Raw genomic sequence first — 26288 nt, 5'->3', positions numbered from 1 at the left:
GTGCCGGTTCAACTTCCTCGCGCCGCCCAGCCTCCGCCGTCACTCTGTACCGGTAAGGGGCCAGAAAGCGTTATGCCAACCACCATTAAAAAACTTGCCTGGATAGTCGGGGCATTGTCTGGCGTCCTGTTGTTGGCCAGTGCCTCGCTGCAGGAAGCCGCGGCGGCCGAGGGCCGGGTGCTGAGCCTCGACAACGCCCTGGCGGGCGCCTTCGCCAACAACCCCGAACTGGCGGCCGCGCGCTGGGAAATCGACATCGCCCAGGGCGGCCGGCAGCAGGCGGGATTGATCCCCAACCCGGTGTTGTCCTGGGACGCCGAAGACACCCGCCGCAGCTCGCGCACCACCACCGTCAAGCTCAGCCAGACCCTGGAACTGGGCGGCAAGCGCGGGGCGCGCATCGATGTTGCCAGCCGTGCCCAGGACGCCGCGGCGCTGGAGCTGGAACGCCAGCGCAACCAGCTGCGCGCCGATGTGATCGCGGCCTTCTACGGCGCCTTGCGTGCCCAGGAGCGCAGCGATCTGGCCGGGCGTTCCCTGGCCCTGGCCGAGCGCGGGCTGACGGTGGCCAAGGGGCGGGTGAGCGCCGGCAAGGCCTCGCCCGTGGAAGCCACCCGCGCCCAGGTCCAGCTCTCGGAAGTACGCCTGGAGCTGAGCCGCGCCGAGATGGATCGGGCCAACGCCTATCGGCAGCTGGCGACCGTGACCGGCGCTGCCACCACCGACTTCAGCGCCGTCGCGGAGCCAGCCAACGGGCTGCCCTCGCTGCCGCCTTCGGCGCAATTGCTGGCGCGCCTGCAACAGACCACCGAACTGCGCCTGGCCGAAATGCAGGTGGTGCAGCGCGAAGCGTCCCTGGGGCTGGAAAAGGCCCAGCGCATTCCCGACCTCGATATCAGCGTGGGCAGCCAGTACGACGCCAGTGTGCGTGAGCGGGTCAACCTGGTCGGGGTGTCGATGCCGATTCCGCTGTTCAACCGCAACCAGGGCAACGTGCTGTCGGCGGCGCGCCGTGCCGATCAGGCCCGTGATTTGCGCAACGCCGCTGAGCTGCGCCTGCGCAGCGAAACCAAGCTGGCTCTCGATCAGTGGAGCACCGCCAGCAACGAAGTGCAGTCGTTCAACCGGGTGATCCTGCCGGCCGCGCAAAACGCCGTGGACACCGCCACCCGTGGCTTCGAGATGGGCAAGTTCAACTTTATCGAGGTGCTCGACGCCCAGCGCACGCTGATCAGCGCCCGCACCCAGTACATCGCCGCGGTGGCCCAGTCCACCGACGCCTGGGTGCGCATCGAGCGCATCTACGGCGATCTCGCCGGCCCCGATCGCACGCTGTGAAAACGCTGTTGTTCGTCCTGTTGTGCCTGGGCGGGCTGCTGCTCGTGGACTGCAGTGTGCCGGTCCGGGCCGAGGAGACCTCGTCCCATTGGTGTCTGCATGAACTGCATCGGGCGCTCGGCGATTTCTTTTTTCCACAGACCTCGTGACGCGTCGCCGTTGCCGGATGACGCGTCGAGTCGATTTTTTCAGGAGCATTCATGGACAAGAAACGAAGCACAGCCATGGCACTGGCCGTGGCGGTCGCGCTCGGCGTGGCCGGGTTGATGTGGCAGGACCTGTTCCAGGGGGCGCCGGTGGCCGCGCAGGCGAAACCCGCGGCCAAGGCGGATGCGCACAAGGACGGCGAGGCGCATCAGGATGGCGAGACGCATCAGGAAGCTGAGGGAGCTCAGCCGGAAGCTGAGGGACATGCCGAGGAAGAGGGCAAGGTCGAACTCAGCGCCGAGCAGATCAAGGCCGCCGACATTCAACTGGCCGCGGCCGCACCGCGCAATCTCAGCAGCTTGCTGACGCTGCCGGGGGAGATCCGCTTCGACGAGGACCGCACCTCGCACATCGTGCCGCGCGCGGCCGGGGTGGTGGAGTCGGTGGCGGTCAATCTCGGCCAGACGGTGAAGAAGGGCGAGCTGCTGGCGGTGATCGCCAGCCAGCAGATCTCCGACCAGCGCAGCGAGCTGGCCGCCGCCGAGCGTCGGGTCGAGCTGGCGCGCACCACCTTCCAGCGCGAGCGCCAGCTGTGGGTCGACCAGATCTCCGCCGAGCAGGATTACCTGCTGGCGCGCCAGACCCTGCAGGAAGCCGAAATCGCCCTGAACAACGCTCGGCAAAAAATGAATGCCCTGAGCGGCAGCACGGTGCTGGCGGGCGGCAATCGCTATGAGATGCGTGCGCCGTTCGACGGCGTGGTGGTGGAAAAACACCTGAGCGTCGGCGAGGTGGTGGGCGAGACCAGCGCCGCCTTCACCCTGTCCGACCTGTCCCGGGTCTGGGTCACCTTCGGCGTGTTTCCCAAGGACCTGAACAAGGTCCGGGTGGGCAAGCCGGTCCGGGTGCAATCCACTGAACTGGGCACCCAGGTGCAGGGCACGGTGGCCTATGTCGGCAGCCTGCTGGGCGAGCAGACCCGGACTGCCACGGTGCGGGTCACGGTGCCCAACCCGGACGATGTCTGGCGGCCGGGGCTGTTCGTCTCGGTGCAGGTGGCGACCGACACCTACCAGGCCGGCGTCACCGTGCCGCAAGAGGCGATCCAGACCGTGGAGGACAAACCTTCGGTGTTCGTGCGCGTCGCCGACGGTTTTCAGGCCACGCCCGTGGTGCTGGGCGGCAGCGAAGGCGGCTTCGTCGAGATCCGCGAAGGCTTGCCGGCCGGGGTCCAGGTGGCGACCTCCGGCAGCTTCATCCTCAAGTCCGAACTGGGCAAAGGCTCGGCCGAGCATGGCCATTGATCCGTCTCATCACCGAGTGTTTCCCTGGAGAGTGACTTCCCATGTTTGAACGCATCATTCAATTCGCCATCGAGCAGCGCATCATCGTGCTGCTGGCGGTGCTGCTGATGGCCGCCGTGGGCGTCGGCAGCTACCAGAAACTGCCGATCGACGCAGTGCCGGACATCACCAACGTGCAGGTCCAGGTCAACGCCAGCATGCCCGGCTACTCGCCGCTGGAAACCGAGCAGCGCATCACCTATCCGGTGGAGGTGGCCATGGCCGGCCTGCCGGGCCTGGAGCAGACCCGCTCGACTTCGCGCTCGGGCCTGTCCCAGGTGACGGTGATCTTCAAGGAAGGCACCGACCTGTACTTCGCCCGGCAGCTGGTCAACGAGCGCCTGCAAGTGGCCCGCGAACAGCTGCCTGAAGGCGTGGAGGCGAGCATGGGGCCGATCTCCACCGGCCTTGGCGAGATCTTCTTCTGGACGGTGGAAGCCGAGCCGGGCGCGCTCAAGGAAGACGGCACGGCCTACACCCCGACTGACCTGCGGGTGATCCAGGACTGGGTCATCGCCCCGCAGCTGCGCAACGTGCCGGGGGTGGCCGAGATCAACACCATCGGCGGTTTCGCCAAGCTCTATCAGATCGCCCCGGACCCCAGGCGCCTGGCGGCCTACAACCTGACCCTGGGCGACCTGATGACCGCCCTGGACCGCAACAACGCCAACGTCGGCGCCGGCTACATCGAGCGCAACGGCCAGCAGTTGCTGATTCGCGCGCCGGGGCAGGTGAAGTCCATCGAGGACATCGCCAACATCGTGATCAACACCGTGGACGGCACGCCGATCCGCGTCAGCAACGTGGCCACCGTGGACATCGGCCGTGAGCTGCGCACCGGCGCGGCCACCGAGAACGGCCGCGAAGTGGTGCTCGGCACGGTGTTCATGCTGGTGGGGGAAAACAGCCGCACGGTGTCCCGGGTGGTGGCGGAAAAACTCGCCGAGATCAATCGCTCGCTGCCCAAGGGTGTGACCGCAGTCACCGTGTACGACCGCACCAACCTGGTGGACAAGGCCGTGGCCACGGTGAAGAAAAACCTCATCGAAGGCGCGCTGCTGGTCATCGCCATTCTGTTCCTGTTCCTGGGCAATATCCGCGCCGCGCTGATCACCGCCATGGTGATCCCGCTGGCCATGCTGTTCACCTTCACCGGCATGTTCACCAACAAGGTCAGCGCCAACCTGATGAGCCTCGGCGCGCTGGACTTCGGGATCATCGTCGACGGCGCGGTGGTGATCGTCGAGAACGCCATCCGCCGCCTGGCCCATGCCCAGCAGCATCACGGGCGCATGCTCACCCGTTCCGAACGCCTGCACGAAGTCTTCGCCGCGGCCAAGGAAGCGCGACGGGCGCTGATCTACGGGCAACTGATCATCATGGTGGTGTACCTGCCGATCTTTGCCCTGTCCGGGGTGGCGGGGAAGATGTTCCACCCGATGGCCTTCACCGTGGTGATCGCTCTGCTGGGGGCGATGATCCTCTCGGTGACTTTCGTGCCCGCGGCGATCGCGCTGTTCGTCACCGGCAAGGTCAAGGAAGAGGAAAACTTCGTCATGCGCGGCGCCCGTCGTGGCTACGAGCCGGTGCTGCGCTGGGTGATGAGCCATCGTTCCCTGGCCTTTGCCCTGGCCTTCCTCAGCGTGCTGGTTTCGGGCCTGGTGGCCAGCCGCATGGGCAGTGAATTCATCCCCAGCCTCAGCGAAGGCGACTTCGCCCAACAGGCGATGCGCGTGCCCGACGCCAGCCTCACGCAGTCGGTGGAAATGCAGAAGACCCTGGAGAAAACCCTGCTGGCGCAGATACCGGAAATCGAGCGGGTGTTCGCCCGTACCGGTACCGCCGAGATTGCCTCGGACGTGATGCCGCCGAACATTTCCGATGCCTACCTGATGCTCAAGCCCAAGGAGCAATGGCCGGACCCGGGCAAGTCGCGCGAGGCGATCATTGCCGACATCGAACGGGTCAGCAACAGCCTGCCGGGCAACGTCTACGAGCTGTCGCAACCGATCCAGCTGCGTTTCAACGAACTGATTTCCGGGGTGCGCAGCGATGTCGCGGTGAAGGTCTTCGGCGATGACATGGAGGTGCTGAACAAGACCGCCGAGGCGATCTCGCAGACCTTGCAGAAGATCGACGGCGCCGCCGAAGTGAAGGTGCAGCAGACCACCGGCCTGCCGGTGCTGACGGTGAATGTCGACCGCGACAAGGCGGCCCGTTTCGGCCTCAACGTCGGCGATGTGCAGGACGCCGTGGCGATTGCCGTGGGCGGGCGCAAGGCGGGCATTCTGTACGAGGGCGACCGGCGCTTCGACATGCTGGTGCGCATGTCCGACGCCCAGCGCACCGATATCGACGGGCTGTCGCGCCTGCTGATTCCGGTGGCCGCGGCCGCGGGCAGCGTCAACGGGCAACTGGGTTTCATCGCCCTGTCGGAAGTCGCCAGCGTCGACCTGGTGCTCGGCCCGGCGCAGGTCAGCCGCGAGAACGGCAAGCGCCTGGTGATCGTCAGCGCCAACGTGCGTGGGCGCGACATGGGTTCCTTCGTCGAAGAAGCGACCCGGGCCATCGGCGATCAGGTGAAGATCCCGACCGGCTACTGGATCACCTGGGGCGGCCAGTTCGAACAGTTGCAGGAAGCCTCCAAGCGCCTGGAGATCGTGGTGCCGGTGGCGCTGCTGCTGGTGTTCGGCCTGTTGTTCATGATGTTCAACAACCTCAAGGACGGGCTGCTGGTGTTCACCGGGATTCCCTTCGCCCTGACCGGCGGGATCATGGCCCTGTGGCTGCGCGACATCCCGCTGTCGATCTCGGCGGGAGTGGGCTTCATCGCGCTGTCGGGGGTGGCGGTGCTCAACGGCCTGGTGATGATCGCCTTTATCCGCAACCTGCGCGAAGAAGGGCGGATGCTCGCGGCGGCGGTCAACGAAGGCGCGCTGACCCGCCTGCGCCCGGTGCTGATGACCGCCCTGGTGGCGTCCCTGGGGTTCATCCCCATGGCCCTGGCCACCGGCACCGGCGCTGAAGTGCAGCGGCCGCTGGCCACCGTGGTCATCGGCGGCATCATCTCCTCCACCGCCCTGACCCTGCTGGTACTGCCAGCGCTGTACCACTGGGCGCACCGCAAGGAGGAAGAACAGGAGCTGCAAGAGCTGCTGAACGACTGACCTGCAATCGGCCTCACCCAACCCCGCCTGCGTCATGCGCAGGCGGGGTTTTGTTTATGTGGGGATTGCCACAAGCCGAATCGGGGAGGAGGTAAATAACGGGCAAAAAAAAGCGCCCCATGCGGGACGCTAAAAATTCATCTCTTTCCAAAGGAGCATTCGAAAAAACGCTTCAGAGATGAATGTGCTCGGGGTGGGCCGGCGTCAGCGGGAGGCTGTGCACGCCTGGGGCCCTGTGGTTCTGTGAGGGGCGGCGTTGGTTGCGCCGTTGTGGTTCTTTTCGCCGTTGTGCTGTTGCTGGCCGAGCCAGAATTGTTCCAGGGCATGCCTGGCGCGTTCACTGCCGTTATCGCTGGGGAGCGCGCTGGGCTGGCCAGGCGGAGTCAGGTGGGCAGGCTTCAAGACATGATCTCCCGCAGGTGCTGGCCGTTAGCGAAGCGCTGTCGGCTCGGGCATGGGGGCAAGTATATGAAGGCCAACCTGACGAGAAGGTGAGGGCGATATTACAGTTCTGAAAGACAAGCGTCTGTGAAGAAGTTTTAACGTCGAGCGGGTCTCGCACCCGCCCGGCGCGCGGGCTCAGAGAATGGCCAGCGGGTATTCGACGATCAGGCGAAACTCCTCCAGGTCCGACTCGAAGCTGCTGGAGCGCACGGTGGCCTGGCGGATGCGCAGCGACAGGTCCTTGAGGCTGCCGCCCTGCACTACGTACTTGGCTTCGATATCACGCTCCCAGCGGCGCTGGTCGGTCAGCGGATTGCCGTCCGCGTCGCGGCGCATGTACACCGCGTTGGCATTGCTGTAGTCGGCATCGCTGCCTTTGCCATAGCGGGTCATGAACGACAGGCCGGGGATGCCCAGGGGCTGCATGTCGAGGTCGTAGCGGACCATCCACGAGCGTTCCTTCGGCGAGTTGAAGTCGCTGTACTGGATCGAGTTGTCGAGGAAGATCGAGTCCGACTGGCGCAGGTAGTCGAAGTCGTCGTCGCCGTTGTTGCGCTGGTGCGACAGTGACAGGGTGTGGGCGCCATAGGTGGCGCCGACCTTGGCGCTCCAGATGTTGTTGTTCAACTCGCCGAGCAGCTTCTTGCCCTCGTCCACCGCCTTGTAATAGTTGAACCCGGCGAACAGCGAGAACTGGTCGGAGACCGGCCAGGTGGCGGCGGTGCCGAAGTAGTACTGGTCCCAGGCGTCCTTCAGGCGGCTGCTGTAGAGGCTGACGCTGAGGTGCTTGTTCAGGCTGTAGTCGCCGCCGAAGTAGGCGACCCAGGGCGAGTCGACCTTGCCGGCATAGAAGGTGGCGAAACCATCGCGCATGCTACTGCTGTCGGGCTGGCTCATGCTGTGCAGGCGTCCGCCCTGGACACTCAGGCCGTCGATGCTGGTGTTTTCGAAGGTGGCCCCACGAAAGCTCTCCGGCAGCAGGCGCGAGTCGCCGTAGTGCACCACCGGAGTTTTCGGGAAGACGTCGCCGACCTTGATCACCGTATCGAGCAGGCGCATTTTCGCCGCGCCGCCGACCTTGCTGTAGTTGTCGGCCGGGTGGTTGTCGTCGTCCACCGGCAGCATGTTGAAGGATCCGCGCCCGCCGCTGCGGCCGGTGCCGGAGTCGAGCTTGAAGCCATACATGGCAAAGGCATCGAGGCCGAAACCGACGGTGCCCTGGGTGAAGCCGGACTCGAACTTGCCGATCAGCCCCTGGGCCCAGGCTTCGGAATAACCGTTGCCGGTGGGGCTGGACTGGCCCTTGCGATCGTCGCGATTGAAGTAGTAGTTGCGGGCCAGCACGTTGAGGCGGCTGCCTTCGATAAAACCTTCGGGCTGGTCGTCTGCCGCGTTCACGGCCAATGGGCCGAGTCCCAGTACCGCGGAAAACACGGACAGGGACCAGCGGGTTTGAGTGCGCATGTTGTTTGCTCCTGGATATGGGCAGCTATCAGCTGTTATGTCGCCTGGGGCGTTCTTGTTAGTTGTACTCGCGAACCGTCTGGTTAACGGCTGGAGTCAACGCCGATAGTTGCAAACAACAGATAACGCGGAGGTGATCCGGTTATTACAATTCTGCAAGAATAGAAGCTGTAAGTTGTTTTTGGTGGCAGATGAAAGCCTTGTTTTATAAGGGGTTTGCTCAGTGGCAAGAAAAGGTTTTGGTTTTATTGCAAATAAGTAATGTGCGCGTGATCTTCCTGACAGGGGCCACTGGTTATCCTCGTTGCAACTAACCAAAACGAGGAAACAGTCATGAAGTTATTTAAATTGAGTATGGCCGCGCTGGTACTTTCCATTTCGTCCCTGGCCATGGCCGAAGGCGGCGGCGACCGCACCTTCGACCGCGCCATGCAGGCGAACGAGCGGGCCATGGCGGCCTACGCGGCGAAGCAGGGCAAGGAGGCGCCGGTGGTGGAAAACTATCGCTACGGCATGCCCCTGGATGTGCAAAAGGTGGTCAGCGTGACGCCGCTGGCCAAGGCCTGCAACCCGGTGCCGTCACGCATGACCTACGAGGATTCGGCCGGCCAGCTCAAGACCCTTGAGTATCAGGTCATGGGCCAGTGCCGCACCAATGGCAGTTAATCCTCGGCGTCCTCATGGGGCGGGGGAAGCGGTTCGAGGGCGACGATCATGTCGATTTCCACCGCGGCATTCTTTGGCAACTGATAGACCCCGAGGGACGTGCGGGTGTGCACCCCGGCCTCGGCAAAGATCGAATAGAGCACTTCGGAGGCCGCGTCGGCGACTTCACTCTGCTGGGTGAAGTCAGCGGCGCTTTGCACATAGACGTTGAGCCGCAGGACTTTTTTCACCCGCTGCAGATCGCCCAGCAACTGAGCGAGGATCGCCAGGGCACGCATTGTACAAATACGCGCGGCATATCGGCCGTCCTCCAGCGACACATCGCCACCGACCCGGCCGACCACCTTTACGCTGTTGTCGATGCGCGGGATCTGCCCGCTGACGTACACCTCGTCGCCGTTCTGCACCGCGGGCACGTAGTTGCCACCGATGCGCATTTCACCGTCGAAAGCGTGTCCCAGACGGGCCGCCACCTGGTCGAACAGGGCCTTGCGTGAAGCCTCCATAGATTGCACTCCGTCGATTGCCGTTGATTTTCCAGAGCAGGACTATAGCCCCTCTTCCGGGCTCCTGAGCATGGGCTGTAGCCCCGCAGGGCCGGGGCCTGAGCCGTTTCAAAGTTTTTTAGTCGGATATGTCTTACGGGCTCTTCAGAAAAATACTCTAGCGCCGATGGCTAGAGACAATGCTGCCCACTATTACTGCCCATCGGTGCATCCCATGTTCAACAAAAGCCTGAAGCAAGAGCTGTTGGCTCTACGCGAAGAACTCTCGAGCCTGCAGCAAGTGAAGGACAGCCTCGACAGCGAAATGCTGGTGCTGATTCTCGGTCCCGATGGACGCATTCTGTCGGCCAACGACAACTTCAACCAGGAAATGCTCTACAGGGGCAGCGAATTGGTCGGCCGTCACATCGAGGACATCGTGCCGGCTCACGTCAAGACCGATGAGTTCCACCACCGTTTCAAGGCGACGCTGACCCGTGGCGAGCACTTTGCCGGCGCGGTACGCCTGCTGCGTGGCAATGGCCAGGAAGCCTGGCTGCGCTCGATCTCCCAGCCGGTCCGTGATTCCCAGGGGCGGATCAAGCAGTTCTCGATCTACTCCAGCGACCTGACCCGCACCATCGAAGCCTCTCGCGAGCACGAGAACCTGATCGGCGCGCTGGTCCGCTCCACGGCGGTGATCGAGTTCGACCTCAACGGCAACGTGCTGACGGCCAACGAGCGTTTCCTCCACGGCATGGGCTACAGCCTGGCGCAAATCCAGGGCAAGCATCACCGCACCTTCTGCGAACCCGAGGAGTACAACAGCGCGGAGTACCAGGCGTTCTGGAGGCGCCTGAACGCCGGCGAGTTCGTCGCCGGGCGGTTCAAGCGCATCGACAGCTACGGCCGCGTGGTCTGGCTCGAGGCTTCCTACAACCCGGTGGTCGATGCCAACAACCGGCTGTACAAGGTGGTGAAGTTCGCCACCGTGATCACCGACCAGGTGAACCAGGAGCAGGCCGTCGCCGAGGCGGCGAACATCGCCTACAGCACCTCGTTGCAAACCGACAACAGCGCCCAGCGCGGCACCACCGTGGTGACCGAGGCGGTGAACGTGATGCGCGACCTGGCCAAGCACATGCAGCAGGCCGGTGAAGGCATCGAGGCGCTGAACGAGCAGTCGCTGGTGATCGGCACCATCGTCAAGACCATCAGCGGCATCGCCGAGCAGACCAACCTGCTGGCGCTCAACGCGGCCATCGAAGCGGCGCGGGCCGGTGAACAGGGGCGCGGCTTTGCCGTGGTGGCCGACGAAGTCCGGCAACTGGCCTCGCGTACCAGCAAGGCTACCGACGAAATCGTCGGCGTGGTGCGGCAGAACCAGGACATGGCGCGCGAGGCCGTGGCGCTGATGACCGATGGCAAGGCGCAGGCCGAGCAGGGCCTGGCCCTGGCCGCCGAAGCCGGCACGGTAATCGTCGAGATCCAGGACGGCGCGCAGAAGGTGGTGAGCGCTGTCGGCCAGTTCGCCAACCAATTGTCGAACTGAGTCCTGTCCCTGACCCGGCGTCAGCCCTGTCTGTCGTTTTCGAGATGGGGCGCGACCAGGGTTTCGAACCATTCGATAAAGGCGTTCAGCCGACGCGAGCGATGGTTGCGATTGGGGTAGAGCGCGGAGATCGCCATGGACGCGGGGCGAAACTCGGGCAGGACTTCCACCAGTTCACCGCTGTCGAGCAGGTACTGCACATCGAAGCGCGGAATCTGGATCAGGCCCAGCCCGGCCCGGCAGCAGGCGATGTAGTTTTCGGCGTTGTTGACGATCACCCGGCTGGGCAGGTTCAGTTCCAGCTCGTGACCTTCGGCCAGGTATTCCCAGGGTTGTTCGCGGCCCGTGCTGGGGGAGCCGTAGCCGACCATCCAGTGACCGTCGACCAGGTCGCCCGGCGTCTGTGGCAGGCCGTGCCGGGCCAGGTATTCGGGGCTGGCGCAATTGATCAGGGCCAGGTTGCCCAGGCGCCGGACGATCAGGCTGCTGTCGCGCAGGGTGCCGACGCGGATCGCGCAATCCACACCCTCCTGCACCAGATCGATGGAACGGTCGGTGGAGCCCAGGGCCAGTTTCAGGCTGGGGTAGCTGGCGAAAAGCTCGGGCAGGGCAGGGGCGATCAAGCGCCGGGCGATCCGGCTGGGCACGTCGACATTGAGCCGGCCGCAGACGTCCAGCAGACGAGTGTGAAACAGCTGCTCGAGTTCCACCGCATCGCTCAGCAACAGACGCGCGCGCTCCAGCAGGACCGCGCCGTCGGCGGTCAGTTGCACCTGGCGCGTGGTGCGGTGCAACAGGCGCGTGGCAAGGGCGGTTTCCAGTTGCTGCACCGCTGCCGACACGGTGGCCCGGGGCAGTTCAAGGGCATGCGCGGCCTTGATGAAACTGCCCATGTCGGCCACCTGGATGAATACACGGTATTGCTCGAGCTTATCCATGGATGGGGCGGGGTCCGAAGCTTGTAGTGCGTGTGTCTTTTGTAGGAGCGAGGCTTGCCCGCGATAGCGCTGTGTCAGGCACACCGCCATCGCGGGCAAGCCTCGCTCCTACAGGGGCATGTCGCACTTGATGGCGATTTCTTCCAAACGCCAATCTACCTCGCCCTCTGGCGGATTACCCGTGGTGATGACAACCGTCGATCAGAAGGGCGGGCCTCACTTGGTGGTGTAGCCGCCGTTGATCAGCAGGGTCTGGCCGGTGATCCACCAGCCGTCGGTGACCAGGTGACGGATGAAGGGCACCACGTCCTCGATGTCGGTCAGGCCGGTCTTGCTGAAGTCGGACAGCGCCGCGGCGGTCTTGTGGTAAGCCACGGCGTCCGCGCCTTCGGCCGGGTAGAAGAATGGCGTGTCCATCGGCCCCGGGCCCACGGCGGTCACTGAGATGCCGCGGGCGCCGAACTCCTTGGAGGCGGCACGAGTGAAGTGTTCCACCGGTGCCTTGGCCCCGCCGTAGGCGGCATAAAAGGGGGTGTAGGCGCCGAGCAGCGAGGTCACCAGTGTTACCAGCTTGCCGTGGTCCTCCAGGTGTTTGCCGGCTTCCTTGATAAAGAAGAACGCGCTCTTGGAGTTGACCGCGAACATGTCGTCGTACTCGGCTTCGCTGATCTCGACTATGGGTTTTTTCAGGACCTTGCCCACGGTGTTGATGGCGATGTCGATCTTGCCGAAACGGGCCTTGGCGTCGCTGAAGAGTTTCTCCACGGCCGCGGCGGTGGTCAGGTCGGCCTGCCAGGCCTGGGCATCGACGCCCAGGTTCTTGATCGCCGCCACGGTCTGGTCGGCGTCGGTCTTGCTGGCGGCGCTGTTGTAATGCACGGCGATGGCCTGCACGCCATGGGCGGCCAGGTCCCGGGCGATCAGGCCGCCCAGGTTCTTCGCGCCACCAGCGATCAATGCGACCTTGTTTTTCAGAGAATGGTCTGCCATGGAAAAGCTCCTTCAGCCTGTGAGGTGAAGGCCCAGTCTAAGCAGCCGCGAGTCAGGGATAAGCCCGGTCAATCTGGATGGATTGTCCAGGAAAAATGCCCAATCACGGCTGCTGCCCAGAACCGGGATGTCGCTACAATCGACTCTTTTTTCCCGGAGCCTTACCCATGAGCGCATCCCACCGGCGTCAGGTGCCCCTGGCCAAGGCCTATCGTCTGCTCAACCACGGGCCGACCGTGCTGGTCAGCGCCGCCCATGGCGGCCAGCGCAACATCATGGCCGCGGCCTGGGCTATGCCCCTGGATTTCGAGCCGCCGAAAGTCGCCGTGGTGCTCGACAAATCCACCTGGACCCGCCAACTGCTGGAAGCCTCCGGCACCTTCGTGCTCAACGTGCCGTGCGCCGCCCAGGTCGATATCGTGCAGACCCTGGGTTCCACCTCGGGCCTGGAGCTGACCCGCGACCAGGGCCGCGACAAGTTCGAGCTGTATGGCCTGCCGACCTTCGCCGGCGAGCTGATCGACGCGCCGTTGCTCGATGGCTGCGTGGCCTGGCTGGAATGCCGGCTGCTGCCGGAGCCGGACAACCATGAACGCTACGACCTGTTCCTCGGCGAAGTCATCGCCGCCCAGGCTGATGACCGGGTGTTCAGCGACGGCCGTTGGCATTTCACCGGGCACGATGCCTTGCGCACCTTGCACCATGTGGCGGGCGGGCATTTCCTGAGGATTGGCGACCCGCTGGACGGCAAGACCCTGCCATCCCCTCAAGGAATGTCGTAACCCCGTAGCCCTGTAGCCGCTGCTTACCAGCTGACAGTGTTCAGGGCATCGGCGAAGACCTTGAGTTTGGGCGAGTACTGGCGCGACGGCGGATAGACCAGCGACAGCGCTCGGCTGCGCCCGGAAAAGGCCTGCAGGATCGGCACCAGGCGGCCGTCGGCGAGGGCGTCCTCGACGGCGAAGTTCATCAGTTGGGCGATGCCGAAACCACCCAGCACCCCGTCCACCAGCGCGTCGCCGATATCGAAGATCAGCCGGCTGGGCACGCTGACATCGCGCACCTTGCCGTCGAGCATGAACTGCCAGTCCACCAGGCGCCCGCTGCGCAGGTTACGCACGGTCAGGCAGTTGTGCTGTTGCAGTTCTTCCACAGTCCGCGGCGTGCCATGGCGCGCCAGGTAGGCTGGGGACGCCACTGTGACCCAACGCAGCGGCGCCAGGGGCCGGGCGATCAGGCGCTGGTCCTGGATCTCGCCGGTGCGCAGGATGGCGTCGAAGCCTTCGTCGACGATATCCACCAGGCGATCGGTCATCACCGCCTCGATGCTCAGGTCCGGGTATTGCTCGGTCAGGCGGCCGATCAGCGGCATCACCACCTTGCGTCCGAACAGCGACGGGGTGCTGATCTTCAGCAGGCCGGTAGGCGAGTCGCGGCGGTCCAGCAGCAGGCTTTCGGTCTGCGCCAGTTCGGCCAGCAGCGGCGCGGCGCGCTCCACCAGCAGCTTGCCGTCCGGGGTCAGGCTGACGCTGCGGGTGTTGCGTTGCAGCAGGCGCACGCCCAGTTGCTGCTCCAGGCGCGAGATGGCCCGCGACAGGCCGGACTGGGTCAGCCGCAGATCGCCGGCGGCACGGGTGAAGCTGCGGGTCTCGGCGACCCGGACCAGCAGACGAACGGCGTTCAGATCCATGATTAAAGTCATCACTGAAAGAGCAATGACGGTATTTATCATCTAATCGGCATCAAAGAAACTGAGGGCCCTCTATTCATGCAAGGACTCGACGCGATGCCCGCCACCTCTTCAGCCAGGCCGTCCGGCTGGATGCTGCTCCTGCTGGCCAGCGCGCAGCTGATCATCGCCCTGGACGCGACCATCGTCTTCGTCGCCTTGCCGGAGATCGGCAGCCACCTGGGATTTTCCGCGCAACAGCTGCAATGGGTGGTCAGTGCCTACAGCGTAGCCTTCGGCGGCTTTCTGCTGCTGGGCGGTCGGGCGGCCGACCTGTTGGGCAAGCGCCGTTTCTACATCGTCGGGCAAAGCCTGTACGCCCTGGCTTCGCTGGCTGGCGGCCTGGGCGGTAGCGCCTTGCTGCTGGTGCTGGCGCGGGCGGTGCAGGGTGTCGGCGGGGCCATGCTGTTCCCGGCGACGCTGGCGCTGATCAACAGCCATTACGCCGAAGGGCCGGCGCGCAACCGGGCGTTCGCGGTATGGAGCGCGGCCTCGGCGGCGGGCCTGGCCCTGGGCGCGCTGCTGGGGGGCGTGCTGACCCAATGGTGGGGCTGGGAAGCGGTGTTTCTGGTCAACGTACCCCTGGCCGGCGCCTGTGCCCTGTTGGCCCGGCGCTGGATTCCGGCCGATGGCGAGCGTGAGCGTGGCCGGCGTTTCGACCTCGGCGGCGCCTTGACCGTGACGGTGGGCGGCACGCTGCTGGTGTTCGCCATTGTCCAGGGCCCGGAATGGGGCTGGAGCGCACCGACGACCCTGGGCTGTGGCGCGCTGGCGCTGTTCCTGCTCGGCGTGTTCGCCTGGATCGAACAGCGTGGCCACGACCCGCTGATGCCACTGCGCCTGTTGGCCCATCGCGAGCTGCGCCTGGCGATGTTTCTCACGGCCCTGTTCATGAGCAGCTTCGGCGTGCAGTACTACTTCCTCGCGTTGTACTTCCAGCAGGTCTACGGCTACAGCGTGCTGCAAAGCGGCGTGGCGTTTCTGCCGGCAACCCTGTTGTGCACCTTGGGCATCTGGCTGGCCGAACGTTCATTGTTGCGTTTCGGGCTGCGGGCGACCCTGGTCAGCGGTCTGCTCCTGGGGGCGCTGGGCATTGGCGGGGTGTATGTGGCGCTGCCCGACGGGGCGGGGTTCTGGAGCCTGATGCCGGGCATCGTGGTGCTGAGCATCGGCCAGGGCATGACCTGGACCGCCATGTGGGTTTCGGCCGGGCAGGGCATCGCGCCGGGCGAGCAGGGCGTGGCGGCGGGCATTGCTTCCACCAGCCAGCAGATCGGCGGGGCACTGGGGCTGGCGCTGCTGGTGTCCCTGGCCAACGCCGGCCTGGGCGGCTCGCAGGCCGCCGGCATCGAACAGGCGGTGGGCGCCAGTGCGTTGCTCGCCCTGTTGGGGGCGCTGCTGGCCTTGCGCTTGCGAGTACCTACGGCCCAAGGCCTGGCGGCGGCCGCCGAACGCGGTTGAGGTTGTAGCCGCTGCCGAGCAACGCGAGGCTGTGAACGAGGACGCACTCCTCGCCAAACCTGCGCATGCGGTTTTCCTTGAGGAATGCATTGCCCGTCTTTACGGCCGCTGCGCTGCCGATCGCAGCCTCGCTTCGCTCGGCAGCGGCTACAGAGGCTCAACCCCGGGGCAACTCAGATCCACACATCGTTGGCCGCCGTGCGTTCGCCACCTTCTTCGCCGGTGTTGCGCACGCCCTTGGGTTCGATCAGCAGCAGCTTGACCTCCTGCTCGGCGTACGGCTTGTGTTTCACCCCCTTGGGCACGACAAACATTTCGCCCTGGTTGATCGTCACCTGGCCGTCGGCAAAGTCGATGCGCAGTTGGCCTTCGAGGACGATAAAGGTCTCGTCGGTGTCCGGGTGGTCGTGCCAGATGAAGTCTCCTTGCAGCTTCACCAGTTTGAACTGGTAGTCGTTCATCTCGGCGATGACGCGGGCTTGCCAGTGGTCGTCGAACAGGCTGAGTTTGTAGGCGAAGTTCAGGCTCTGGTAGGGGATGGGTGCGGTGCTGGCCGGGTTCATGGTGCGGCTCCGTAAAGAGGTGATCGGGTCTCTACGGTAATCAGCGCGGTGCTGCGGTTCTTGTACGATTGTGCGTGCCGGGCGGCGTTCAGCGGCCGTGCATTTTCAGCCAGCGGGCCGGCGGCAGGCCGTAGGTCTTGCTGAATTGCCGGGTCATGTGGCTCTGGTCGGTGAAGCCGGCCAGCAGCGCCGCACTGACCAGCGACTGGCCTTGCAGCAACAGCGCCCTGACCAGGTCCAGGCGGCGCATGGTCAGGTAACGATAGGGGCTGGTGCCGAACAGCAGGCGAAAGTCCCGCGACAGGCTCCAGCGGTCGCGACCGCTGTGGGTGGCCAGTTCGTCGAGGCTGATGCTCTGGTCCAGGGCGCTGTGCATATATTCCCGCGCACGCTCCGCGGCCTGATAGTCAAAGCGCTGCGTCGGCCGGGAAACTCCGGAAACGGCATTCAGCGCATGGGCCAGATCGAACAGCGCGTCTTCCTGTTCCAGCGGATCCAGCGGGCTTTCCATGCTGCGCAGCAAGGTGTCGGTGGCGGCGAACAAGCGTGGGTCGGTAGACAGACCGTTCTTGATGAAGGGCAGCGGCTGGCCGCCGAGGATCTGCTGGATCAGCGCCGGCTCGATATAGAGCATGCGGTAATGGAACCCGTCCTGGGTGCCGGCCTCGCCGTCGTGGACTTCATCCGGGTGCAGGACCATGGTCCCGCCCGGCAGGTTGTGGCGCCAGCCGCCGCGGTACTGGAAGCTCTGCACCCCGGACAGCGTGCGGCCGATGGCGTAGGTGTCGTGACGGTGCAGGTCGTAGCCATGACCGGCGAAAAACGCCTCGATACGCTCCAGCCCCCGGGCGGGAGGCGCGCGGTGGACCCAGTCTTTACGGGGGGCAGGCTTGCCCATGGAACTGTCCTCGACAACAACCTCAGGCCAATACGGTAACCCAGGAGGGCGCACCTGTCTTCAGCGCGTCATCCGCCCGCGCCGGCTTTCTCGGCCTGTTTGCCAAGGGTGCCGAACTCGATCGGCGTCTTGATGTAGAACAGGGCGATGTCTTCGCTCTCCAGGCGTTCGAACAGCCGAGTGCATTCCTCTGCGGTGAGCGCCAGGCGGACCTCGATGGGTTGGTCGGCGATTTCGAAAAAGTGCGCGGAGTGCAACCGACCGGTGTGGCCGAAGCCTTCGATGGCGGTGCCCATGGTGGCGCCGCGCAGGCCCAGTTCATTGGCCAGGTCGACGAGCCAGTCACCGACCATCTTGCCGTGATAGCGGCGATTTTGCTGGGTGAAGAAAATCACCAGGAAACCGTTCATGAGCGTTCTCCAATGGCCTCCATTACTTTCAGCATAGTCTCGGGCTAGGGCGGGGGGCCCTATGTCTAGGGTCATTCCGCTGGACGTGATGCTGGGCCGGCGCAAGGTCAAGCCCCGCGCCCCTGGACGCGATCTGCCAATACCTGGAGTGTCAGCCGGGCGACCTGTTGATCCATGAGCCCGAGGTGGAGTAGCGTCAGCCTCCCTTCACGCGATAAAGGCGGCCTGTGTCATGGCGCTTGAACATTTGCTGTATGCCGGCCCGCTGCTGTCGCTGGCGTTGCTCTGGACCGTGGCCGTGGTCACGCCGGGGCCGAATTTCTTTACCACGGCGCAATTGGCTGCCAGTTGCTCGCGTCGCCATGGCATGACCGCCGCGTTGGGCGTCGCCACCGGCACGGTGCTCTGGGGGCTGGCCGGCGGCCTGGGGATCAAGTCGCTGTTCAGCGCGGCCCCGGCCTTGTACCTGGCCTTCAAGATCGCCGGCGGCTGCTACCTGATCTACCTGGGCCTGAAGCAGTTCAGGCGCAAGCCGGCGTCGGCCGAGGCTAGCAATGGCTTGCCTGGCGAACCGGGCCGCAGCCTGTTCTCGGCTTATCGTCTGGGTTTTCTCGGCAACATGACCAACCCCAAGTCGGCGCTGTTCGTCGCCACCATTTTTGCCACCTCGATGCCGGCGTCACCGCCGCCGTTGCTGCTGGCCCTGGCGGTGCTGACCATGGCCTCGCTGTCGTTCACCTGGTACTGCTGCGTCGCGCTGTTTTTCGCCAGCAACCGCATGGCTGCCGTCTATAGTCGTTCACGCAAATGGCTGGACCGCTTTGCCGGCAGCTGCTACCTGCTGTTCGGCGCCCATCTGGTGGCCAATCGCTGAAGCCGGGGCCGGACGCACTCCATGGATTTTCAGGGTCAGGAGACAGGACATGAGCTTCGCTTTTCGCCCCGTGCAGGAGCGGGATATTTCACTGATCTGCGGTTTTGCCCGTGATCCCGGTGAGCTGTTTTTCTTTTTCCCGGCGGCCAGCTGGCCGCTGACCCATGAGCAACTGCGCGTCTCCATTGCCCAGCGCTCCGATTCGACAGTGATCGAGCGAGACGGCCAGGTGCTGGGTTTCGCCAACTTCTACCAGTGGGAAACCCAGGGCACCTGCACCATCGGCAATCTCATCGTCGATCCCGAGGCCCGCGGCGAGGGCGTCGCCGGGCAGCTGATCGGCGAGATGCTGCGCATCGCCCGGGACAAACACCAGGCCGCACAGGTGACCCTGTCCTGTTTCAATGACAACGTGGCGGGCCTGCTGCTGTATCCGAAGCTGGGGTTCGTGCCGTTCGCCATCGAAGAGCGCCGGAACAAACAGAATCAGCGGGTGGCGTTGATCCACCTGCGACATCAGCCGGCTTGAGTGGTCCGACTCACCGGTGAATCACTTTTTTAACGGGAACAAAGCATGAGCAAGCTGCGGGTCGGGATTATTTTTGGTGGCCGTTCGGCCGAACACGAAGTGTCGCTGCAGTCGGCGCGCAACATTGTCGATGCGCTGGATCGTGAGCGCTTCGAGCCGGTGCTGATCGGCATCGACAAGAACGGCCACTGGCACCTCAACGACACCTCGAACTTCCTGATCAACCAGGAAAACCCAGCGCTGATCGCCCTCAACCAGTCCAATCGCGAACTGGCGGTGGTGCCGGGCAAGGCCAGCCAGCAACTGGTGGAAACCTCCAGCCAGGAACTGCTGGGCCACGTCGATGTGATTTTCCCCATCGTCCACGGCACCCTTGGCGAAGACGGCTGCCTGCAAGGCCTGCTGCGCATGGCCGACCTGCCGTTCGTGGGCTCCGACGTGCTGGGTTCGGCGGTGTGCATGGACAAGGACATCAGCAAGCGCCTGCTGCGCGATGCCGGCCTGGCGGTGACGCCCTTCATCACCCTGAACCGTGCCACCGCGGCGCGCACCGACTTTGCCCAGGCGCAAAGCAAACTGAGCCTGCCGATGTTCGTCAAACCGGCGAACCAGGGCTCGTCCGTGGGCGTGAGCAAGGTCACCAGCGAAGCGCAATACCACGCTGCCATCGAGTTGGCGCTGGGCTTCGATGAAAAGGTCTTGGTGGAGTCGGCGGTCAGTGGTCGCGAGATCGAATGCGCGGTGCTGGGTAATGATCAGCCGATCGCCAGCGGTTGCGGGGAAATCGTCGTTGGTAGCGGCTTTTATTCCTATGACAGCAAATACATCGACGACCAGGCGGCCCAGGTGGTGGTGCCGGCGGATCTCAGTGAGGAAGTCAGCGAGCGCATTCGCACCCTGGCCGTCGAGGCGTTCCAGGTGCTGGGCTGTTCGGGGCTGGCGCGGGTCGATGTGTTCCTGACCCAGGGCGGCGAAGTGCTGATCAACGAGATCAATTCGCTGCCCGGTTTCACCCGCATCAGCATGTACCCGAAGCTGTGGCAGGCCGCGGGCATGACCTACAGCGAACTGGTCAGCCGCTTGATCGAACTGGCGCTGGAGCGGCATGCGGCGCGCCAGGCACTGAAAATCAGCCGCTGAATCCGGGAGTGAAAAATGAGCGTTACCACTGAAGCGTCGCAGTACCTGTTTTCCTACGGCACCTTGCAGGACAAGGCCGTGCAACTGGCCAATTTCGGTCGCGAACTGGAGGGGAGTGCGGACGCGCTGCCGGGTTATGAACAGGCCTGGGTGGAGATCACCGACCCCGAGGTGCTGGCCACCAGCGGCAAGACCCATCACCCGATCCTGCGCCCGGGCAACGCGGCCAGCGCGCCTATCCCGGGCACGGTGTTTCGCATCACCGCCCAGGAGCTGGCTGCGGCGGACAGCTACGAGGTGGCGGACTACAAGCGCGTGAGCGTGGTGTTGCAGTCCGGGATCGAGGCGTGGGTGTATGTGAGCGTTTGAGGCGCCGGGCTCAGTTCACAGTCTTGGCCATGTAAGCGCTGCCCCGATGCCCCTTGAAGGTCATCAGCCGGCTCAGGCACGCCCTATCCAGGAGTACTGAAAGGACTTTTCTTCGCCCCGGTGGCCGCGGCGGCGATAGCTGGCCAGGGTCGGGCTGGAACAGTAGGTGCAGTGCTCGCAGTGTTCGATCTGTTCATCGCTGATGCCCGCCACGCGCAGCAGGTTCAGGGCATAGCCGCTCAGGTCGAACCACAGCGAGTCCGGCCGGGTCGGTGGCGGCGGGGCAATCTCCGGGGGCAGCCGTGGCGTGGGGCGCTCCTGGCTCCAGGGTGCCTGTTCCTGCGACCACAGGTGGCCTTGGGTGGCCGCCAGGGTGTCGATGAACTCCGGGCTGACTTCGTAGCAGCAAGGCTTGATCGAGGGGCCGAACGCCACGCGCAACTGATGGGCGGCGATGCCCTTGGCGGCGAAGCGTTGCAGCACATTGTCGATGATGCCGCCGTGCAGGCCTTTCCAGCCAGCATGGACCGCGGCGACCCACGAGGCGTCTTCACTGCTGATCAGCAGCGGCAGGCAGTCGGCTGTAATCACCGCTATAGGCCGGCCGGTGCGGGTGAACACCGCGTCGCCGCGGATGATGCCGCTGGGCAGCGTGGTGCTGGCCTCGACCACCTCGCCGGTATGGGCCTGGGAGCAGAAGAACAGGTTGGCAGGCAGTGGTGCCCCGATCCGAGAAAACTCGTGACGGATGCCTGGTATCTGCTTCAACACTGGCGCCTGGAAACTCATCGGACCTTCGCTCTGTTGCTGTGGATGAGCTACAGAGCATAGCGGGATCATGAGTCCTTTTGCTGACAGAGACCTGTCAGCTGGTCGGCTGCTTGTCCGATCGAGGCATCAGTTTTTCAGCGGGATATAGAGTTCGACCACGCTGTCCGGGTGCATCGGCCCGAAAAAACGCTCCCCGGTGTACTCGAATTCCACCCCTTCATCGGCCCGCATCCCGGCGGCCGGCAGCCATTCGCTGTAGGCGGCGCGGAAGGTTTCCGGCAGGGTCTGCACCGTGCCCCGATGCTCGACCCGGGCGTATTGGCGGGCGGGGATTTCCAGTTCCACCATGCCTTCTACCAAGGGCGCCTCGGCGCTGACCGGCAGCCCGGCGACATAACGCCACTGCCCGTCGCTCAAAGGCTGGCAAATACCGTAAGTGCCGACCGGTTCGGCCAGGCGCTGGATCTCCTGCTCGCGCGGTTCGAAGCGCTGCCACAACTCGGCAATCGACCCCTGGTCATCCTGCTGCCAGGCCATGCCGATGATGCGCTGCGCCGCCAGCGTCACCCGCACCGGTGTCTGCGGTGCCGGCAGGCTGCGTTCGGGCTGCGCCAGATAACGCTGCAACTGGCCGAGCACGTTCTGGCTGCGGGCGATCTGCGTTTCCAGCTCACCGGCATGGGCCTGCAACGCCTGGCGCAGACTCAACACACTGTGCAATGCACCGCTGTCCGCCAGCCCGCGAATCTCCTCCAGCCCCATGCCCAACTGCCGCAACCAGACAATGCGCCCCAAGGGGCCGATCTGCTCCGGCTTGTAATAGCGATAACCGTTGTCTTGCCCGGTCAGCGCCGGGGTAAACAGGCCGATGCTGTCGTAGTGGCGCAAGGTCTTGGTGGTGAGGCCATGGCAGCGGGCCATTTGACCGATGGTGAGCATGCAAACGTCCTTTTTTGTGGTGAGGGTCGAGCGGCACTTTAGGGGGTTACCTAAGGGCAAGCTCAAGGCGGTTTTCTCTTTTTTCTGCTTGCCACGCGTGAGGGACGTTCGGACCTGTCATGGGGGGCCACATGACAGTGCCCTCGTGGGCGACGAGGGCATAGGGAGGCTGACAAGGCAGTCTGTGATTAGCAGATAGAACCGCTCAGACCGACTTCACCGGCTTGATCAGGCTCTCGGCGGGGATGCCGAACAGTTGGTGCAGCTTCCAGATCATCGGCAGGGTCAGGGCGCGTTTGCCGTTGAGTACTTCGTAGACCCGGTTGGTTCGGCCGATGGCCGGGGCCAGGTCGGCGGCCGAGAGGCCCGATTGCTCCATGCGGAACTTGATGGCATCGATCGGGTTGGGCAGGTCGACCGGGAACTGTTTGGCTTCATAGGCTTCGATCAGGGTGATCATCACGTCGAAGTAATCGCCTTGCGCGGTGCCGGGCTCTGGCTCGTTATCGAACAGTACGGACACCTGCTTGAGTGCCGCGCGGTAGTCCTGATCGGTGTGAATGGGGCGAATCTGCATGCTCGTTACTCCATTTCAACGCTGTCGGCGTCGATGGCATCGTACTGCTGGTGAGTGCCAACGAACTTGATGTAGAGGGCGCCAAAGCGGTAAGCCACGGCCACTACCAAGCGGTAGTCATTGCCTTTGATGTTGAACACCACGCGACGGCTTTTAAGAATGCTGGCGCTGCAAAACTGGTCCTTGATCTGCGCCGGGGTGGACCAGCTGGCATTGCGCGCTTCATCGATCCAGGCCAGAAGCGGTTGTTCGACATCCGGGTGCTTTTCCCAGAACGTCTTCAAATGACTGACGGCGATAATCCTCATGGCTCGAATCCTAGTCCCGTGCTGGGACTTAAGCAATGGAGTGAGAGAGGAAGGCGATGGACGGACAGTCATCGAGGCTGCCCGTCCCGCAGGTGTTGCTCAGTACCGATCAGCGCCTGCTGTCATCGCGGTGTGCACATCATCCATCACCGCTTTACCCATCTCACCCAGGTAATGTGCCGCCCAAGCATAGCGGTCCGCCTGCGGTTCCATGGCCGCGTCCAGGGTCAACTGTTTTGCCAGATGTAGCAGCAACGAAGCGTGTTCCAGGGCATCGGCCAGGGGCACGTCGGCGTTGACCCGCAACAGCGGGCGTTTGCCTTCGCCACAATTGGCAAAGGTTATTTCGCCGAGGGTGTGCAGGGCGGAAGGGGACGGATTGAGGGTGTGTTTCATGGTGACGAATCCTTTCGTTTGAGGGGATCACCACCGTCTGCCGCCAAGCAGATTAGGGTGGCGAATTGCACAAGGTTGGCGGACCGGCACGAAAGGAACCGGCACCCCCGAAGGGGTCCCTGCGCAATTCGCCATGACACAGAAATGCGGGCACAAAAAAAGCGCCTGCATTTGTGTTTTGGCGCTGTTGCGCCTTTCGTGGTTCGGGCCGCCAAGCCCGTTCGCTGATATTGCAGCGACGGGGCGAAGAATAGCGGGCGGGGAAGAGCGTCGCAACGGCATTGCTACGACATTCTGTGACTATGAGAAACCTATCAGTCGGAAGGCACATCGGCCCCTGTAGCCGCTGCCGAGCCTGCGAGGCTGCAATAGGACCGAAGGTCCTCCAGCGGTCGCAAGATCCCTGCGCCCCCTGCGGGGTCGATCGCAGCCTCGCAGGCTCGGCAGCGGCTACAGAATCAGCACCTTGGCCATTTCCGCGGTAGCCGCCCAGCCCAATCCGGCGTACACCGGCTTGCCCACCTCGGTGGCATGCAACACGGCGAAGCTCAGCCCGCGCTGGATAAATTCGGCTTCTGCCAGCTTCATCAGGGCCGAAGCCAACCCCCGGCGTCGGTAGGCGGGTTCGACGTAGACGTTGAGCACTAAACCACGCTGATCCTGGGTCGGATGGGACGGGTGAGGCGGCCAGTCGATGCTCATCAAGCCAATGGCCGCCACCGGTTGCTGGCTGTCCAGCAGGGCAAAGCCGTAGTAGCGGCCATCGGGCAAACGCTCGCGCAGCCAGGGGCGAAAGTGCTCAGTCATCCGTTGCAGGGCCGCGGGTTCTCCTCCGGCTTCGAGGAACATCGCCTCGCGGTGTCGGCAGACCAGTTCGAGGTCGTCGGCCATCAGCCGGCGCACCGCCAAACCTGAAAAATCGATACCGCCGGGAATCTCGTTCATCGCCTGCACCTCGGCAAAAAAAGTGATGCTAGGGGGGATCAAAAGGCCGCGTCAGACACAGAGCCCAGTAAAAAACGGCATACAGCCTTGGCCACCCATGCCTGTGCTTCTGTGGCGTGAACAATAAAAAGGGCCTGCCTCGCGGCAAGCCCTTGTGGTTTTCCTGCGTTGGTCTCAATCCCCCAACGCTGCCCCTTCGCGCCGTGGGTCGGCGCCGCCGGCCCATGAGGTTTTACCCTGGGCATCACGCACCCGCACGATCGCCTGGGTGCCGCTGGTCATGTCGATATCGGTCACCTCATGCCCCTTGGCTTTCAGTGCTGCTTTCAACCCAGGGGTGAACTGGCCTTGTTCCAGTTCGGTCGGGCCGTTGCGGCTGCCGAAGTTGGGCAGGCTGATGGCGGCTTGCGGGTCGAGGTTCCAGTCGAGCATGCCGATCACCGACTTGGCCACGTACTCGATGATCTGCGAGCCACCCGGCGAGCCGACGGTGGCCAGCAGTTCACCTCTGTTGCGGTCGAAGACCAGGGTCGGCGCCATGGACGAGCGCGGGCGCTTGCCCGGCTGGACGCGGTTGGCTACTGGCTGGCCGTTCTCTTCGGGAATGAAGGAAAAGTCGGTCATCTGGTTGTTGAGCATGAAGCCCTGGACCATCAGGTGCGAGCCGAAGGCCGCCTCCACTGTGGTGGTCATGGACACCGCGCCGCCGAGGTCATCCACGGCCACCACTTGCGAGGTGGAAATGCGCATCGGTGAGCGGTCCGGGGCGTAGGCCACCTGGATGCCCTGGGGCTTGCCGGGTTCGGCCTTGGCCATGCTGCGTTCGCCGATCAAGGCGGCGCGCTGGGCCAGGTACCGTGGGGCGACCAGGCCGGCGATCGGCACCGGGGCGAAGTCCGAATCTGCCACGTACAAAGCGCGGTCGGCATAGGCCAGGCGCTCGGCTTCGGCGATCAGGTGCACGGCTTCAGGCGCCGGCTCCAGGCCGGCCGGCAGGCTGGTCTTGACCGGTTTCAGCGGGGGCAGCGCATAACGCGGGTCGCGGGCTTCCAGCGCCTGCAGGGTGCCGAGGATCTGTGCCAGGGCGATCCCGCCCGACGAGGGCGGCGGCATGCCGCAGACCTGCCAGCGCTTGTAGTCGGTGCACAGCGGTTCGCGCTCCTTGGCGCGGTAGCCTTGCAGGTCGTTGAGCGACAGGCTGCCGGGGTTGGCGTGACCCTGCACCTTGGCGACGATTTCCCGGGCGACCGGGCCTTGGTACAAGGCGTTCGGGCCCTCTTTGGCGATGCGTTCGAGCACGGCGGCCAACTGCGGGTTTTTCAGCAGGGTACCGACGGCTTTCGGCGTGCCATCGGCATTCAGGAAGTAGGCCGCCATGTCCGGCGATTTTGCCAGGTACGGATCGGCGACGATCATGCTGTGCAGGCGCGGGGAGATCGGGAAGCCCTGGGCCGCCAGGCGGATCACTGGCTCGAACAGTTGCGCCCACGGCAGGCGACCGTGTTTTTTATGGGCCAGTTCCAGGGCCCGCAGCACACCCGGCGTGCCCACCGAACGGCCACCGATCTGCGCTTGCGGGAACGGCATGGGTTTGCCGTCCGCTTGCAGGAACAACTTCTCGGTGGCCCCGGCCGGCGCGGTTTCGCGACCGTCATAAGTGCGCACCGCCTTGCCGTCCCAGAGCACGATCAAGGCCCCGCCGCCGATGCCCGACGACTGCGGTTCCACCAGGGTCAGCACGGCTTGCATGGCAATCGCCGCATCGATGGCCGAACCACCCTTGCGCAACATCTCGCGCCCGGCTTCGGCCGCCAACGGGTTGGCCGCGGCCGCCATATGCTGGTC

General features: G+C 64.3%; 27 protein-coding genes and 1 pseudogene. 13 read left to right on the top strand and 15 right to left on the bottom strand.

What is annotated here, in order from left to right:
- Positions 1-72 precede the first annotated feature (72 nt).
- From J4D52_RS23710 to J4D52_RS23700, 3 genes are all read left to right on the top strand, one after another.
- A complete protein-coding gene (locus J4D52_RS23710) occupies positions 73-1338 on the top strand; it encodes a TolC family protein (protein ID WP_063433008.1) in 1266 nt (421 codons plus the stop codon).
- Positions 1339-1538: 200 nt separating this feature from the next.
- Positions 1539-2789 (top strand): efflux RND transporter periplasmic adaptor subunit, encoded by a 1251-nt coding sequence (locus tag J4D52_RS23705; RefSeq protein WP_063433007.1) that lies wholly within the window; start codon positions 1539-1541, stop codon positions 2787-2789.
- 41 nt (positions 2790-2830) lie between these two features.
- Positions 2831-5995 carry an efflux RND transporter permease subunit gene (locus J4D52_RS23700; RefSeq protein ID WP_025804413.1) on the top strand — a complete coding sequence of 1055 codons (3165 nt, stop codon included), beginning with the start codon at positions 2831-2833 and terminating at the stop codon, positions 5993-5995.
- 579 nt (positions 5996-6574) lie between these two features.
- Here the strand turns inward: J4D52_RS23700 and J4D52_RS23695 are convergent.
- Positions 6575-7903, bottom strand: coding sequence for an OprD family porin (locus tag J4D52_RS23695; protein WP_063433004.1), 1329 nt, complete (start codon positions 7901-7903; stop codon positions 6575-6577).
- A 333-nt stretch (positions 7904-8236) separates the two neighbouring features.
- On the opposite strand from J4D52_RS23695, the gene J4D52_RS23690 reads away from it, so the two are divergent.
- Positions 8237-8569: a DUF2790 domain-containing protein gene (locus J4D52_RS23690; RefSeq protein ID WP_063433003.1), complete on the top strand. Its 333-nt coding sequence runs from the start codon at positions 8237-8239 to the stop codon at positions 8567-8569.
- On the opposite strand, the gene J4D52_RS23685 is transcribed toward J4D52_RS23690, so the two are convergent.
- Positions 8566-9075: a RidA family protein gene (locus tag J4D52_RS23685; protein ID WP_063433002.1), complete on the bottom strand. Its 510-nt coding sequence runs from the start codon at positions 9073-9075 to the stop codon at positions 8566-8568. The two genes, J4D52_RS23690 and J4D52_RS23685, sit on opposite strands and share 4 nt — an antisense overlap.
- Here J4D52_RS23685 and J4D52_RS30815 point away from each other — a divergent pair.
- Positions 8999-10066, top strand: a pseudogene (locus J4D52_RS30815) (PAS domain-containing protein); the annotation flags it as partial. The gene J4D52_RS23685 and the pseudogene J4D52_RS30815 sit on opposite strands and share 77 nt — an antisense overlap.
- Before the next feature lie 108 nt (positions 10067-10174).
- Positions 10175-10606: a methyl-accepting chemotaxis protein gene (locus J4D52_RS30810; RefSeq protein ID WP_231103282.1), complete on the top strand. Its 432-nt coding sequence runs from the start codon at positions 10175-10177 to the stop codon at positions 10604-10606.
- Positions 10607-10626: 20 nt separating this feature from the next.
- On the opposite strand, the gene J4D52_RS23675 is transcribed toward J4D52_RS30810, so the two are convergent.
- Positions 10627-11544, bottom strand: a complete 918-nt coding sequence (locus J4D52_RS23675; RefSeq protein ID WP_063433000.1) for a LysR family transcriptional regulator — start codon at positions 11542-11544, stop codon at positions 10627-10629.
- A gap of 216 nt (positions 11545-11760) precedes the next feature.
- The gene (locus J4D52_RS23670) at positions 11761-12534 is read right to left on the bottom strand and encodes an SDR family oxidoreductase (RefSeq protein WP_102678162.1); all 774 of its coding nucleotides are present in this window, start codon (positions 12532-12534) and stop codon (positions 11761-11763) included.
- Positions 12535-12701: 167 nt separating this feature from the next.
- On the opposite strand from J4D52_RS23670, the gene J4D52_RS23665 reads away from it, so the two are divergent.
- Positions 12702-13316, top strand: coding sequence for a flavin reductase family protein (locus J4D52_RS23665; protein WP_025806311.1), 615 nt, complete (start codon positions 12702-12704; stop codon positions 13314-13316).
- 23 nt (positions 13317-13339) lie between these two features.
- On the opposite strand, the gene J4D52_RS23660 is transcribed toward J4D52_RS23665, so the two are convergent.
- A complete protein-coding gene (locus J4D52_RS23660) occupies positions 13340-14224 on the bottom strand; it encodes a LysR family transcriptional regulator (RefSeq protein WP_063432998.1) in 885 nt (294 codons plus the stop codon).
- Positions 14225-14320: 96 nt separating this feature from the next.
- Between J4D52_RS23660 and J4D52_RS23655 the strand changes: the two genes are divergently transcribed.
- Complete coding sequence (locus J4D52_RS23655) at positions 14321-15724, top strand: MFS transporter (RefSeq protein ID WP_102678163.1); 1404 nt, start codon at positions 14321-14323, stop codon at positions 15722-15724.
- A 173-nt stretch (positions 15725-15897) separates the two neighbouring features.
- On the opposite strand, the gene J4D52_RS23650 is transcribed toward J4D52_RS23655, so the two are convergent.
- From J4D52_RS23650 to J4D52_RS23640, 3 genes are all read right to left on the bottom strand, one after another.
- Entirely contained in the window at positions 15898-16287 is a 390-nt protein-coding gene (locus tag J4D52_RS23650; protein ID WP_063432996.1) for a cupin domain-containing protein, read from the bottom strand.
- An 88-nt stretch (positions 16288-16375) separates the two neighbouring features.
- On the bottom strand, positions 16376-17185 hold the full coding sequence (locus J4D52_RS23645; RefSeq protein WP_063432995.1) for an AraC family transcriptional regulator: 810 nt from the start codon (positions 17183-17185) through the stop codon (positions 16376-16378).
- Positions 17186-17253: 68 nt separating this feature from the next.
- Positions 17254-17595: a DUF190 domain-containing protein gene (locus J4D52_RS23640; protein WP_025806303.1), complete on the bottom strand. Its 342-nt coding sequence runs from the start codon at positions 17593-17595 to the stop codon at positions 17254-17256.
- Positions 17596-17717: 122 nt separating this feature from the next.
- On the opposite strand from J4D52_RS23640, the gene J4D52_RS30805 reads away from it, so the two are divergent.
- The 5 genes from J4D52_RS30805 to J4D52_RS23615 are packed head-to-tail and all read left to right on the top strand — an operon-like array spanning position 17718 to position 20507.
- Entirely contained in the window at positions 17718-17789 is a 72-nt protein-coding gene (locus J4D52_RS30805; RefSeq protein ID WP_371877883.1) for a helix-turn-helix domain-containing protein, read from the top strand.
- Positions 17790-17827: 38 nt separating this feature from the next.
- Positions 17828-18469 carry a LysE family transporter gene (locus J4D52_RS23630; RefSeq protein WP_063432994.1) on the top strand — a complete coding sequence of 214 codons (642 nt, stop codon included), beginning with the start codon at positions 17828-17830 and terminating at the stop codon, positions 18467-18469.
- Between the two features lie 49 nt (positions 18470-18518).
- A complete protein-coding gene (locus tag J4D52_RS23625; RefSeq protein ID WP_063432993.1) occupies positions 18519-18998 on the top strand; it encodes an N-acetyltransferase in 480 nt (159 codons plus the stop codon).
- 45 nt (positions 18999-19043) lie between these two features.
- Complete coding sequence (gene ddlA, locus J4D52_RS23620) at positions 19044-20138, top strand: D-alanine--D-alanine ligase (protein WP_102678164.1); 1095 nt, start codon at positions 19044-19046, stop codon at positions 20136-20138.
- Positions 20139-20153: 15 nt separating this feature from the next.
- Positions 20154-20507, top strand: coding sequence for a gamma-glutamylcyclotransferase family protein (locus tag J4D52_RS23615; RefSeq protein ID WP_025806298.1), 354 nt, complete (start codon positions 20154-20156; stop codon positions 20505-20507).
- 72 nt (positions 20508-20579) lie between these two features.
- Here the strand turns inward: J4D52_RS23615 and J4D52_RS23610 are convergent, their stop codons facing one another.
- The 7 genes from J4D52_RS23610 to ggt all read right to left on the bottom strand — a co-directional run.
- Positions 20580-21296: a polyphenol oxidase family protein gene (locus J4D52_RS23610; protein WP_102678165.1), complete on the bottom strand. Its 717-nt coding sequence runs from the start codon at positions 21294-21296 to the stop codon at positions 20580-20582.
- 108 nt (positions 21297-21404) lie between these two features.
- Positions 21405-22217, bottom strand: a complete 813-nt coding sequence (locus J4D52_RS23605) for a GyrI-like domain-containing protein (protein ID WP_102678166.1) — start codon at positions 22215-22217, stop codon at positions 21405-21407.
- Between the two features lie 205 nt (positions 22218-22422).
- Positions 22423-22794, bottom strand: a complete 372-nt coding sequence (locus J4D52_RS23600; RefSeq protein ID WP_063432988.1) for a type II toxin-antitoxin system HigA family antitoxin — start codon at positions 22792-22794, stop codon at positions 22423-22425.
- 5 nt (positions 22795-22799) lie between these two features.
- Positions 22800-23102: a type II toxin-antitoxin system HigB family toxin gene (locus J4D52_RS23595; protein ID WP_025806290.1), complete on the bottom strand. Its 303-nt coding sequence runs from the start codon at positions 23100-23102 to the stop codon at positions 22800-22802.
- A 99-nt stretch (positions 23103-23201) separates the two neighbouring features.
- Positions 23202-23498 carry a DUF3077 domain-containing protein gene (locus tag J4D52_RS23590; protein ID WP_102678167.1) on the bottom strand — a complete coding sequence of 99 codons (297 nt, stop codon included), beginning with the start codon at positions 23496-23498 and terminating at the stop codon, positions 23202-23204.
- Between the two features lie 450 nt (positions 23499-23948).
- On the bottom strand, positions 23949-24443 hold the full coding sequence (locus J4D52_RS23585) for a GNAT family N-acetyltransferase (protein WP_207272160.1): 495 nt from the start codon (positions 24441-24443) through the stop codon (positions 23949-23951).
- A gap of 174 nt (positions 24444-24617) precedes the next feature.
- Positions 24618-26288: gamma-glutamyltransferase (ggt, locus tag J4D52_RS23580; protein WP_207272159.1), on the bottom strand; the 1671-nt coding region annotated here is incomplete at its 5' end.

The organism is Pseudomonas sp. GW460-12-10-14-TSB1 (assembly GCF_017349775.1).
Classification (GTDB): domain Bacteria; phylum Pseudomonadota; class Gammaproteobacteria; order Pseudomonadales; family Pseudomonadaceae; genus Aquipseudomonas; species Aquipseudomonas piscium.
The sequence above is the reverse complement of the archived record's forward strand: the minus strand, read 5'-3'. Positions and strand labels throughout refer to the sequence as shown.

What these genes read in the sequence shown, in the direction of transcription:
- J4D52_RS23710 (WP_063433008.1), top strand. Translation starts at nt 73, where the DNA reads ATGCCAACCACCATTAAAAAACTTGCCTGGATAGTCGGGGCATTGTCT.
- J4D52_RS23705 (WP_063433007.1), top strand. Translation starts at nt 1,539, where the DNA reads ATGGACAAGAAACGAAGCACAGCCATGGCACTGGCCGTGGCGGTCGCG.
- J4D52_RS23700 (WP_025804413.1), top strand. Translation starts at nt 2,831, where the DNA reads ATGTTTGAACGCATCATTCAATTCGCCATCGAGCAGCGCATCATCGTG.
- J4D52_RS23695 (WP_063433004.1), bottom strand. Translation starts at nt 7,903, where the DNA reads ATGCGCACTCAAACCCGCTGGTCCCTGTCCGTGTTTTCCGCGGTACTG.
- J4D52_RS23690 (WP_063433003.1), top strand. Translation starts at nt 8,237, where the DNA reads ATGAAGTTATTTAAATTGAGTATGGCCGCGCTGGTACTTTCCATTTCG.
- J4D52_RS23685 (WP_063433002.1), bottom strand. Translation starts at nt 9,075, where the DNA reads ATGGAGGCTTCACGCAAGGCCCTGTTCGACCAGGTGGCGGCCCGTCTG.
- J4D52_RS30810 (WP_231103282.1), top strand. Translation starts at nt 10,175, where the DNA reads ATGCGCGACCTGGCCAAGCACATGCAGCAGGCCGGTGAAGGCATCGAG.
- J4D52_RS23675 (WP_063433000.1), bottom strand. Translation starts at nt 11,544, where the DNA reads ATGGATAAGCTCGAGCAATACCGTGTATTCATCCAGGTGGCCGACATG.
- J4D52_RS23670 (WP_102678162.1), bottom strand. Translation starts at nt 12,534, where the DNA reads ATGGCAGACCATTCTCTGAAAAACAAGGTCGCATTGATCGCTGGTGGC.
- J4D52_RS23665 (WP_025806311.1), top strand. Translation starts at nt 12,702, where the DNA reads ATGAGCGCATCCCACCGGCGTCAGGTGCCCCTGGCCAAGGCCTATCGT.
- J4D52_RS23660 (WP_063432998.1), bottom strand. Translation starts at nt 14,224, where the DNA reads ATGGATCTGAACGCCGTTCGTCTGCTGGTCCGGGTCGCCGAGACCCGC.
- J4D52_RS23655 (WP_102678163.1), top strand. Translation starts at nt 14,321, where the DNA reads ATGCCCGCCACCTCTTCAGCCAGGCCGTCCGGCTGGATGCTGCTCCTG.
- J4D52_RS23650 (WP_063432996.1), bottom strand. Translation starts at nt 16,287, where the DNA reads ATGAACCCGGCCAGCACCGCACCCATCCCCTACCAGAGCCTGAACTTC.
- J4D52_RS23645 (WP_063432995.1), bottom strand. Translation starts at nt 17,185, where the DNA reads ATGGGCAAGCCTGCCCCCCGTAAAGACTGGGTCCACCGCGCGCCTCCC.
- J4D52_RS23640 (WP_025806303.1), bottom strand. Translation starts at nt 17,595, where the DNA reads ATGAACGGTTTCCTGGTGATTTTCTTCACCCAGCAAAATCGCCGCTAT.
- J4D52_RS23630 (WP_063432994.1), top strand. Translation starts at nt 17,828, where the DNA reads ATGGCGCTTGAACATTTGCTGTATGCCGGCCCGCTGCTGTCGCTGGCG.
- J4D52_RS23625 (WP_063432993.1), top strand. Translation starts at nt 18,519, where the DNA reads ATGAGCTTCGCTTTTCGCCCCGTGCAGGAGCGGGATATTTCACTGATC.
- ddlA (WP_102678164.1), top strand. Translation starts at nt 19,044, where the DNA reads ATGAGCAAGCTGCGGGTCGGGATTATTTTTGGTGGCCGTTCGGCCGAA.
- J4D52_RS23615 (WP_025806298.1), top strand. Translation starts at nt 20,154, where the DNA reads ATGAGCGTTACCACTGAAGCGTCGCAGTACCTGTTTTCCTACGGCACC.
- J4D52_RS23610 (WP_102678165.1), bottom strand. Translation starts at nt 21,296, where the DNA reads ATGAGTTTCCAGGCGCCAGTGTTGAAGCAGATACCAGGCATCCGTCAC.
- J4D52_RS23605 (WP_102678166.1), bottom strand. Translation starts at nt 22,217, where the DNA reads ATGCTCACCATCGGTCAAATGGCCCGCTGCCATGGCCTCACCACCAAG.
- J4D52_RS23600 (WP_063432988.1), bottom strand. Translation starts at nt 22,794, where the DNA reads ATGCAGATTCGCCCCATTCACACCGATCAGGACTACCGCGCGGCACTC.
- J4D52_RS23595 (WP_025806290.1), bottom strand. Translation starts at nt 23,102, where the DNA reads ATGAGGATTATCGCCGTCAGTCATTTGAAGACGTTCTGGGAAAAGCAC.
- J4D52_RS23590 (WP_102678167.1), bottom strand. Translation starts at nt 23,498, where the DNA reads ATGAAACACACCCTCAATCCGTCCCCTTCCGCCCTGCACACCCTCGGC.
- J4D52_RS23585 (WP_207272160.1), bottom strand. Translation starts at nt 24,443, where the DNA reads ATGAACGAGATTCCCGGCGGTATCGATTTTTCAGGTTTGGCGGTGCGC.